Genomic DNA, 9,995 nt, shown 5'->3' with positions numbered 1-9,995 from the left:
GACAACTTTTTTTTCAAAAAAATTATAACTATATACATAACTAGCTGTTAATCAAGCATATAATACAAACAAAAGAAATTGTACTATTAAATAGAAATATAACCCTATACATATTATAATAAAAACCCTAAAGAAATTCGGGAAATTATCACATAAATTTATTTCATTAACATTTCAAACAATTCTGCTAATTTCATACTATTTGAACCCTTAATTAGTATCATATATCCATTAGGCATATCAGAAGAAAGTATAGAATACACCTCATCAGTATTATCAAAGTGTTCAAAAGAATTTACTGTTTTTCCGAACTCTGGCCCAACAAGTATAACCCTATCAAAACCGTAATCAACAAGCATATCAATAACTTTTTGGTGTTCCTCAAGACTTGCATCACCTAGCTCTTTCATATCTCCCAAAATCACCATCTTATGTTCAGCCTCAATCATACGAAAATTCTCAAGTGCTGCAGCCATAGATGTAGGATTTGCATTATAGGCATCTATAACAAATCTGTTTCCACATGCTTCGACCAGCTGCGAACGATTATTCCGTGGTTCATATGAAGAAAGTGCATGACAAATAGCATCATCCTCTACATCAAAATATCGTCCTATAGAAACTGCCGCTAGAGCATTATCAACATTATACGAACCTATAAGATGAGTCTGCACTTCGTGAGACTTACCTTCAGACTTCCAACTAAAAAACAGAAACGGAGAGCATGAAAGTACTTTTCCGGACACGAAAAGATCTTCTTCAGCACCGTAACGTATACATTCCAATCCGCCTGCAATAGAATTTAAATAAGGATTTTCATTCTGTATGAATATTTTTCCACCATTTTCACGGATATAGTCGTACAACTCACCTTTTGTACGTATAACTCCCTCAAAGGAGCCGAATCCTTCAAGATGTGCCTTACCTACATTGGTTATTATACCATAATCAGGACATGCCATATTCACCAAAGTCTTTATCTCACCAGGGTGATTGGCTCCCATTTCCACTACTGCCATTTCATGTTCCGAAGTAAGTTTAAGCAGTGTCAAAGGCACTCCGATGTGATTATTCAGATTACCCTGTGTATAAAGTACGTTGTATTTCTCTTTCAGAACTGCAGCTATCAGTTCTTTTGTAGTAGTCTTTCCATTGGTGCCTGTAATACCTATCATTTTGGTACCCAATATATGCCGATGCCATGCAGCCAAATTCTGTAAGGCTTTAAGACAATCGTCAACTAGAAGAATACGACCATCAGAATCGTTTGCATATTCAGCCTCATCAACCACAGCATATAAACAGCCATTTGCTATAGCTTGAGAAGCAAAAGTATTTCCGTTGAAAGTAGCACCTTTAAGCGCTATAAACATCGAACCTTTTGGACAATCACGAGTGTCGATAGTAACCTTTCCGCACTCAAGAAAATATTTATACAATTGTGAAGTTTCCATTTTAAAATACTATTTAATACCTGACACAAAGATAAACGAAAAATCAATCACAAATCAATAAAAAATAAATTATTGTATGTACATTTGCAACATCATTACGCAAGCATCGAAATGGAAAATAAAATAGCAAAATATATCAATGTCAATGGTTATATAATGGATTTGGATCGTCCAAAAGTTATGGGAATACTGAACGTTACACCAGATTCATTTTATTCTGGAAGCAGAAAACAATCAGAAGAAGACATATTACAAAGAGCAAGACAGATCATTGACGAAGGTGGAGATATTATAGACATAGGTGCCTACTCGTCAAGACCAGACGCACAACATATCTCTAGAGAAGAAGAGGCTTCAAGACTAAAAAAGGCTCTTACATTATTAAACGTAGAGATGCCTGAAGCTGTAATTTCTGTCGATACATTCCGTGCAGATATTGCAAGAATGTGCGTAGAAGAACATGGAGTAGCAATCATTAATGACATTTCAGCAGGTAGCATAGATAACAAGATGATGCATACTGTGGCAAATCTTGGAGTTCCATACATAATGATGCACATGAAAGGTACACCACAGAATATGCAAAAAAATCCTGAATACGACAATGTGGTAAAAGAAGTAATGTATTACTTCTCTGAAAAGATACAAAAAATGCGCGATCTTGGAGCAAAAGATATAATAATAGATCCAGGCTTCGGTTTCGGGAAAACTATCGAACATAACTATATACTTATGGACAAGCTAGAAGAGTTCAGTATATTCAGCCTCCCTTTATTGGTGGGAATATCTAGAAAATCAATGATATACAAACTCCTAGGCAACACTCCAGAAGATGCTCTAAACGGAACTACTGCACTCAACACCATATCGCTGATAAAAGGTGCAAACATACTTAGGGTGCATGACGTAAAAGAAGCTTGCGAAGCGGTTAAGATATTCAATGCTACGACAGGAAAAGTTAGTTGTTAGTTATTAGTCTACTAACAATTCTTAGTTTATAATCATTAATTTTTAATTATCAAAATGCCATTCGATTTAAACATAATAAGCCTTAAAGATATACTAGACATACTATTAGTGGCCTTCATTCTATACAAGACATACAAAGTTATGAAATCATCAGGTTCGATAAACATATTTATCGGCATATTGGTGTTCATAATAATCTGGATTATCGTATCTCAGGTATTGCAAATGAGACTACTAGGTTCTATTTTCGATAAATTAGTAAGTGTTGGAGTAATAGCTCTAATAGTTCTCTTTCAAGACGAAATAAGACAATTTCTACTTACACTAGGCTCAAGATACAGTACAAACAGTTTACTCAGATTACTGAAAGGAAAAAAATACAATGACAGCGACAAAAATGACATTATGCCTATTGTTATGGCATGCCTCAATATGGGTAAAGGGAAAGTAGGAGCACTCATAGTATTGGAAAAAGATATGCCCCTTGACAATATAGTAATGACAGGCGACGTTATAGACGCAAACATCAATCAACGTCTTATAGAAAACATCTTTTTCAAAAACAGTCCTCTACATGACGGAGCTATGATTATAAGCGGCAAAAGAATAAAAGCTGCAGGATGCATACTCCCCGTATCACACAATCTCAATATTCCTAAAGAACTAGGACTAAGACACCGTGCTGCGCTCGGTGTATCACAGGAAACTGATGCGTTGGCTATAATAGTCTCTGAAGAAACCGGCGGTATATCAATTGCCTACAAAGGTGAGTTCTATCTAAAGCTGAATGCAGAGGAACTAGAAAGAATGTTAACAAACGAATATATCAATCAAGCATGAGACTCATATAAGGACACATATCACGAAACAGCCAAGAAGGAAGACTGTTTATATGTATTTGCTGATATACAGCATCGTTATTACATCCTGAGCGACTATCAGTTTTTTTACACCCCCCATTGGATATAATATAGAATCCGTTATTTTCTATTATAACATCATCACCATAGATTTCAATTATCCAATCACCTTTTATTATGCCTGACAATATTTCAAGCATATGGTACGCATTTATCACACGAACCATACCACATGGTGAAGATTTCTCTATTCGAGACACAGAATAATGACAGAGCAAAAAATCGATCATAGCAGATTCCGATTCTTTATCTACAGACAGAAGCTCCTTAACAACTACAAGTTTTTCTGATACAACAACTAACGATACCGCACAAAGTTTTCCTTCATCTGTACGTGAACACCATACCTGTCCTCCAGAAAGATGAATATCTGACACAACAATCATTATATCCTGCAAAGGATGCAAAATACTGACCTGACGTGTTGATAACTGTTGATTAATAAACTCACACACATCAGCAAGTTCATTTTTCTGCAATCCTATTTCTCTGAATATCAACCCATAGTTATAGTTATCAACAGTTTTACACATACCTGTTAATAACTTTTCATTATGTTGAAAACATACTTCGTAACCAAACTTAGAATAATAGCTTATCAATCCTTCATTAGCCGGTATAAGCACAGAAAGATACTTTCCGTCTGTATACATTTTCCTATGTGCCTCATCAAGAAGACGCGACATCAGACCTCTGGAACGGAAATCGGGATGAGTACATGCTCCGGATATATATGCCACCGGTATCACGGCATCATTAAACCGCATGGGATACGGTATCCGCTGGAGCGCGGACACTATCCTGCCGTTTTCCGTAATAGCACTGTTTATTTCGTCTGTATATCTTAAAGAGAAATACAGTCCGACAAAATCATCCGAATCGTCCGGGAAACACAGTTTCCACAAAGACTTTACCTGCTCTTTCATTTCAGTTCCAGTTTATACTTTTCCAGAAGCAGATACGGCTGATATGAAAGTTTTGCCTTACGCAATCCCTCCAGACCAAGATCTTCTTCCCTGTTTATATATATGTATTGTTCGGGAATAATCTTTGCGAACTCATGATTTATCATGGCGTATGCGCCTTCGTAGTCTGTATCAGCTTTTTCCACACATGTATCAAAAGTCTCATTATTGACAGGCGCTCCATAGGTAAAAGCTACAATCTTGCCGTCAACCGTCAGCACTCCGCCCATGATATCAAGTTCTTCAAAACTGCGTAATGCGGCGTTCATTGATTTTCTCTCGTTCTGCAGGGCCTCATCCTCACTGCAGTTGTTGGCACGACACCATAACGACTCAAGCTTTATACATTCCGGTATCAGCTCGCGGGTGAGAGGCTTGAACTCATATCCTGGATAATTATTGCGGAACTTATTTATATGGTTGCGCTTTGGCTGGAACTTCTTGCCTGACAACGTAGATAAATCGGAACGATGGTACAAGTAATCGGAATAGTCACGGTCTGAAGTAAAAACAAACTTGCCGGGAAAAAGACTTTCCAGCTCATCGCAATTTTCTTTGCAGACACCATACATCACAAAAGGAATGGCTTTCATCCGAGCATCCGACATCAGTTCCTCCATAACCGGTTTTATGTCGCCCTCACCTACAGGCAACATATACGAGAGTTCCCCATCAACATAAAATCTGAACAACAGGAAACCACCGAACTCGGCAATCTCGGTGAGATAAAGGAAACGCCAACTGTAGAGATTGGCAAATGTCAAATCACAGTTACGGCGTTTACTACGGAGAGTATATTTCTGGACCGTAAATTTATCTTCTATGTCAAGACGTCTGAATGAAAGCATAACGGATATATTAATAAAGACCTATCAAATGTAATATATAAGGTGAGAGTAATGCTGTAAGAATACCATTGAGAGTAAGTCCGAGGCTGGCGTATGCTCCATACTTACCACTAACCTCCATTGCGCGTGATGTTCCTACAGCGTGAGTGGCTGTTCCCATGGAAAGACCCTGGGCTATAGGGCTGTGCACATGTCCAACCTGAAGTACCTTAAAGCCGAAAATGGCTCCGAACAGTCCGACGACTATCACTACAGCAGCTGTCAACGAAGGTATCCCACCTACAGCCGACGAAACTTCCATCGCTATAGGGGTTGTAACAGACTTAGGTGCAAGCGACATTATGACTTCAGGAGTAGCACCAAGCAGTTTTGCAACAACTGTAACCGAAATCAATCCCACTACACAACCTGCCAACTGTGACAATATGATAGGAAGCAACTGCTTTTTTATCATACGCAACTGCAGATAAAGAGGAACTCCCAATGCAACTACAGCCGGACGCAACCAGAACTCTACAAGAGAGCCAGCGTCCTGATATTTTTCATACGAGACACCGCTTACCTTAAGGAAGCAAATCAACATTGCCACCGCCAAAAGGATAGGATTAAGCAACACCCATCCTGTCTTCTTCTGTAACAGTTTGGAAACGAAAAAGAAACCGAAAGTTATAGCCAGAAGAAAGAACTTATTTTCTAAAAAATCCATATTTACGAACTATTTGATGAACCCAACCTGTTACTACCAACACTAAAATCGTACTTACCAAAGTGGCTATCACTATAGGCCAGAACTGTGCCTGAATGATATCGAAATACAACATCAGAGCCACGCCTGAAGGTACAAAGAAAAAGCCGAGATTTGCCACAAGAAAATCAGACAAGCCTTGAACCCATTCAAGCTTTACCCATCCTAATGACAAAAACAATGTAAGAAGCAACATGCCTATAATACTGGAAGGCAATTTTACACCGGTCAGATAAACTATCAGTTCACCTAGAGCCATACATCCGAAAAGGATTGAACATTGACGAATCATACCTTAATTATTCTATTGAAAACTGATGCAAATTTATGCAATAGCACAGAAAACATACACTCACATCATCAAAAAAGCCTTTTATGTCCTTAAACATACATAAAATGACCTCTTTCTAGAAAAAAAGTTTATATTTTGCAAACTAGATATTACAAAAATACGTATTTTTGCAGTGTGAAATTAAAAGACCGTTAACGCAAACGGTGATGATAATAAGAATTACATTATATTAAAATATAAATCAACATGGATTTAATTAGTCAAATTGTGGAACGCGCTAAAGCAAACAAACAGCGCATTGTTCTTCCTGAAGGAACTGAAGAACGTACTTTAAAAGCTGCCAATCAGATATTGACAGACGGTGTTGCTGACCTTATTCTTCTTGGTAACCCTGAAGAAATCATGAAACTAGCTCAGGAATGGGGCTTAGGAAACATCAATAAAGCTACTATCATCGATCCTGAGAACCACGAAAAGAAAGATGCATACGCTGAACTGCTTTTCGAACTCCGCAAGAAAAAAGGCATGACAATGGAACAGGCTCAGGAACTTGTAAAGAACCCTCTTTACCTTGGATGCCTTATAATCAAAGCCGGTGATGCCGACGGTCAGCTGGCTGGTGCACGCAATACTACAGGCGATGTTCTTCGTCCTGCACTTCAGATTATCAAAACTGCTCCGGGCATTACTTGTGTATCAGGAGCCATGTTGATGTTGACTCATGCACCTGAATGTGGTGACAACGGTGTATTGGTAATGGGTGACGTTGCCGTAACTCCTGTACCTGACGCTAATCAGTTGGCACAGATTGCAGTATGTACAGCACAGACAGCACAGGCTGTAGCAGGTATCGACCCACGTGTTGCAATGTTAAGCTTCTCTACTAAGGGTTCTGCTAAACACGAAGTTGTTGACAAAGTAACTGAAGCTCTCAAGATAGCTAAGGAAATGGCTCCTGAACTGAAAATCGACGGTGAACTTCAGGCAGACGCAGCTTTGGTTCCACGTATCGGCGCAAGCAAGGCTCCGGGTTCAGAAATCGCAGGTAAGGCAAATGTACTTGTAGTTCCTTGCCTTGAAGTAGGTAACATCTCTTACAAGCTTGTTGAACGTCTTGGTCACGCTACAGCTGTAGGTCCTATCCTTCAGGGTATAGCACGTCCTGTAAACGACTTGTCACGCGGATGCAGCATCGACGACGTTTACAAGATGATTGCAATCACAGCCAATCAGGCTATTGCTGCAAAAGCACAGAATTAATAACAAACTTATCAAACATTATCTACAAGCACAAAGGTCTGTGCGCTGACCTTTGTGCTTTAATTACTTTTTTACTTATAGTATTATGAAAATATTAGTACTCAACTGCGGTAGCTCTTCAATCAAGTATAAACTGTTTGAAATGACTACAAAAGAAATCCTTGCACAAGGAGGTATTGAAAAAATAGGTCTTCCAGGTTCATTCCTTAAACTTACACTTCCTAGCGGAGAAAAGAAAATCATCGAAAAGGATGTTCCTGAACACACTACTGGAGTTCAGTTTATATTTGATACATTGACAAATGCAGAATACGGTGCTGTAAAGAACCTTCACGAAATCAATGCTGTAGGCCACCGCGTACTGCACGGAGGAACAAAATTCAGCGGTTCTGTGCTTATTAACGATGCTGTAATAGCAGCTGTAGAAGAATGCTGCGACCTCGGTCCGTTGCATAACCCTGCAAACCTGAAAGGTATCTACGCCGTACAACAACTTCTTCCTGAAGTTCCACAGGTAGCTGTATTCGATACTGCATTCCACCAGACTATGCCTGACTACGCTTATCTGTATCCGATACCTTACAAATATTTCGAAAAATATGGTATCCGCCGTTACGGTTTCCACGGAACATCACACCGTTATGTATCAAAACGTGTATGCGAGTTCCTCGGTATCCCTCAGGAAGGCAGCCGCATTATCACTTGCCACATCGGTAACGGTGGTTCTATCGCTGCTGTAAAAGACGGTAAATGTATCGATACAACAATGGGACTTACTCCATTGGAAGGACTTATGATGGGTACACGTTGCGGTGACATTGACGGAGGCGCAATACTTTACATGATGAAGAAAGAAGGTATGACTCCTGATGAAATGTCAAACTTGCTTAATAAGAAGAGCGGTGTTCTTGGTATATTTGAAAAATCAAGTGATATGCGTGAGCTTGAAGATGCTGTAGCAAGGGGCGAAGAACGCGCTATCCTTACAGAAAACATGTACTTCTACCGCATTACAAAATATATCGGTGCATACGCAGCAGCAATGGGTGGTGTTGACGTAATCCTGTTCACAGGCGGTGTAGGCGAAAACCAGGCTACAGCACGTGCCGGTGTCTGCAAGACATTAGGATTTATGGGTGTTGAAATTGATCCTGAAAAGAACAAGGTACGCGGACAGGAAGCAATCATTTCTACAGAAAATTCCAAAGTGAAAGTAGTTGTAATACCTACAGACGAAGAATTAATGATCGCTACTGACACAATGAACATCTTAAATAATAAATAATAAGATATAGGAATTATCCTAAAAGAGTTAAAAAGAGGATACCTCATGAAAGGAATTCACTATCTTTGCAAAGGAAACAAAGCAAAGAGATTCCTCAAGAGGTATCCTCTTTTTTTTGCCTTAGTTCTACTTAAATCGAAAACTTGACATTATGAACAAAAAAATTGTAACATTCGGAGAAATCATGCTCCGTCTTACCACACCTGATAATTTGCGTATCCAGCAAAGTCGTGACTTTCTAGTCAATTATGGAGGAAGTGAAGCAAATGTAGCTATCTCAATCGCTAATTTTGGCGGAGAAGTAGACTATATCACACGACTTCCAGACAATGCTTTAGGTGAAACTTGTATTTCCGAATTGCGTTCGCACAATATCGGGACCAACCACATTCTTTTCGGCGGTCATCGACTCGGTACCTACTATATGGAAAAAGCCGCTGCCATGCGTAATTCTAAAGTAATATATGACAGAGAGAACTCTGCATTCTCAGAATTAAAGCCAGGTATGATAAACTGGCGCGAGATCTTCAAAAATGCTTATATATTCCACTGGTCAGGTATTGATGCAGCTCTGACTCCTGGACTTGCAGAAGTTTGCAAAGAAGCTATTGATATCGCTAAAGAAATGGGACTGAAAATTTCATACGATATCAATTACCGAAAAAATTTGTGGAATTACGGAAAAAGCGCTCAAGAAGTATTGCTTCCACTAATGAAAGACAGTGACATAATGTTTGGCAGCGAAGGAGAATATTCTCTTGTAACCGGTATAAAAGCACCTGGATTTAAAGCAACAAAAAGCGGAGAAAAATATGATATAGAGGCATACGAAAAATTCTGTCAAGAAATCAGCAAACAGGTTCCCAATTGCAAATATATCTACATTGCACTTCGTAACGTAATGAGTTCAGAGCATCACACATTCGCAGGAATTCTTTATGCAAACGGAGAAATGAAACACACTAGAGTATTTGACATAGATAATGTTATTGATTGTGTAGGAGTAGGCGATGCTTTTTGTGGAGCTATGTTATACGCACAAAGTGCATTTGATGACAATCAGAAGCGAGTAGATTTCTCTACTGCTGCATCCGTTCTAAAAAATACCATAGCAGGTGATTATAATATGGTAAAGGTTTCTGAAGTTGAAGGTCTGATTGCAAAACATGAAAGTGGAGAAGTTGCACGATAATGTACTTCATAAAAAATCTGATATAAAATAAAATGGCATATTAAATTTAATATGCCATTTTATTT

10 protein-coding genes are annotated in these 9,995 nt (G+C 38.8%); 5 read left to right on the top strand and 5 right to left on the bottom strand.

What is annotated here, in order from left to right; translation table 11 throughout:
- Window positions 1–158: 158 nt before the first annotated feature.
- Window positions 159–1,454, bottom strand: a complete 1,296-nt coding sequence (gene murF / locus Q0486_RS01975) for a UDP-N-acetylmuramoyl-tripeptide--D-alanyl-D-alanine ligase (protein ID WP_299229972.1) — start codon at window positions 1,452–1,454, stop codon at window positions 159–161.
- Window positions 1,455–1,565: 111 nt separating this feature from the next.
- Between murF and folP the strand changes: the two genes are divergently transcribed.
- Together folP and cdaA are read left to right on the top strand one after the other, a co-directional pair.
- Window positions 1,566–2,423 (top strand): dihydropteroate synthase, encoded by an 858-nt coding sequence (gene folP, locus Q0486_RS01970; RefSeq protein WP_299229969.1) that lies wholly within the window; start codon window positions 1,566–1,568, stop codon window positions 2,421–2,423.
- Window positions 2,424–2,477: 54 nt separating this feature from the next.
- Entirely contained in the window at window positions 2,478–3,263 is a 786-nt protein-coding gene (gene cdaA, locus Q0486_RS01965) for a diadenylate cyclase CdaA (RefSeq protein WP_299229967.1), read from the top strand.
- On the opposite strand, the gene Q0486_RS01960 is transcribed toward cdaA, so the two are convergent.
- Genes Q0486_RS01960 through Q0486_RS01945 form a run of 4 tightly spaced genes read right to left on the bottom strand, consistent with a single transcriptional unit; the run spans window position 3,250 to window position 6,193 of the window.
- A complete protein-coding gene (locus Q0486_RS01960; RefSeq protein WP_299229965.1) occupies window positions 3,250–4,269 on the bottom strand; it encodes a GNAT family N-acetyltransferase in 1,020 nt (339 codons plus the stop codon). The genes cdaA and Q0486_RS01960 overlap by 14 nt on opposite strands.
- On the bottom strand, window positions 4,266–5,156 hold the full coding sequence (locus tag Q0486_RS01955; protein ID WP_299229963.1) for a DUF2156 domain-containing protein: 891 nt from the start codon (window positions 5,154–5,156) through the stop codon (window positions 4,266–4,268). Before Q0486_RS01955 ends, Q0486_RS01960 begins: the two co-directional genes overlap by 4 nt.
- 10 nt (window positions 5,157–5,166) lie before the next feature.
- Entirely contained in the window at window positions 5,167–5,862 is a 696-nt protein-coding gene (locus tag Q0486_RS01950; protein WP_287678636.1) for an LrgB family protein, read from the bottom strand.
- Window positions 5,843–6,193 carry a CidA/LrgA family protein gene (locus Q0486_RS01945; protein WP_299229959.1) on the bottom strand — a complete coding sequence of 117 codons (351 nt, stop codon included), beginning with the start codon at window positions 6,191–6,193 and terminating at the stop codon, window positions 5,843–5,845. Before Q0486_RS01945 ends, Q0486_RS01950 begins: the two co-directional genes overlap by 20 nt.
- Before the next feature lie 246 nt (window positions 6,194–6,439).
- On the opposite strand from Q0486_RS01945, the gene pta reads away from it, so the two are divergent.
- The 3 genes from pta to Q0486_RS01930 all read left to right on the top strand — a co-directional run bounded on the left by pta (window position 6,440) and on the right by Q0486_RS01930 (window position 9,930).
- Window positions 6,440–7,453 carry a phosphate acetyltransferase gene (pta, locus tag Q0486_RS01940; protein WP_299229957.1) on the top strand — a complete coding sequence of 338 codons (1,014 nt, stop codon included), beginning with the start codon at window positions 6,440–6,442 and terminating at the stop codon, window positions 7,451–7,453.
- A gap of 85 nt (window positions 7,454–7,538) precedes the next feature.
- Complete coding sequence (locus tag Q0486_RS01935; protein ID WP_299229955.1) at window positions 7,539–8,738, top strand: acetate kinase; 1,200 nt, start codon at window positions 7,539–7,541, stop codon at window positions 8,736–8,738.
- A gap of 151 nt (window positions 8,739–8,889) precedes the next feature.
- Window positions 8,890–9,930, top strand: a complete 1,041-nt coding sequence (locus Q0486_RS01930) for a sugar kinase (RefSeq protein WP_299229953.1) — start codon at window positions 8,890–8,892, stop codon at window positions 9,928–9,930.
- Window positions 9,931–9,995: the final 65 nt, after the last annotated feature.

The sequence above is a fragment of the uncultured Bacteroides sp. genome, assembly GCF_937912035.1.
Taxonomy (GTDB): Bacteria; Bacteroidota; Bacteroidia; order Bacteroidales; family Bacteroidaceae; genus Phocaeicola.
This window is presented reverse-complemented; position numbering and strand designations above follow the sequence as displayed.

What these genes read in the sequence shown, in the direction of transcription:
- folP (WP_299229969.1), top strand. Translation starts at nt 1,566, where the DNA reads ATGGAAAATAAAATAGCAAAATATATCAATGTCAATGGTTATATAATG.
- Q0486_RS01935 (WP_299229955.1), top strand. Translation starts at nt 7,539, where the DNA reads ATGAAAATATTAGTACTCAACTGCGGTAGCTCTTCAATCAAGTATAAA.
- Q0486_RS01955 (WP_299229963.1), bottom strand. Translation starts at nt 5,156, where the DNA reads ATGCTTTCATTCAGACGTCTTGACATAGAAGATAAATTTACGGTCCAG.
- murF (WP_299229972.1), bottom strand. Translation starts at nt 1,454, where the DNA reads ATGGAAACTTCACAATTGTATAAATATTTTCTTGAGTGCGGAAAGGTT.
- Q0486_RS01945 (WP_299229959.1), bottom strand. Translation starts at nt 6,193, where the DNA reads ATGATTCGTCAATGTTCAATCCTTTTCGGATGTATGGCTCTAGGTGAA.
- cdaA (WP_299229967.1), top strand. Translation starts at nt 2,478, where the DNA reads ATGCCATTCGATTTAAACATAATAAGCCTTAAAGATATACTAGACATA.
- Q0486_RS01930 (WP_299229953.1), top strand. Translation starts at nt 8,890, where the DNA reads ATGAACAAAAAAATTGTAACATTCGGAGAAATCATGCTCCGTCTTACC.
- pta (WP_299229957.1), top strand. Translation starts at nt 6,440, where the DNA reads ATGGATTTAATTAGTCAAATTGTGGAACGCGCTAAAGCAAACAAACAG.
- Q0486_RS01960 (WP_299229965.1), bottom strand. Translation starts at nt 4,269, where the DNA reads ATGAAAGAGCAGGTAAAGTCTTTGTGGAAACTGTGTTTCCCGGACGAT.
- Q0486_RS01950 (WP_287678636.1), bottom strand. Translation starts at nt 5,862, where the DNA reads ATGGATTTTTTAGAAAATAAGTTCTTTCTTCTGGCTATAACTTTCGGT.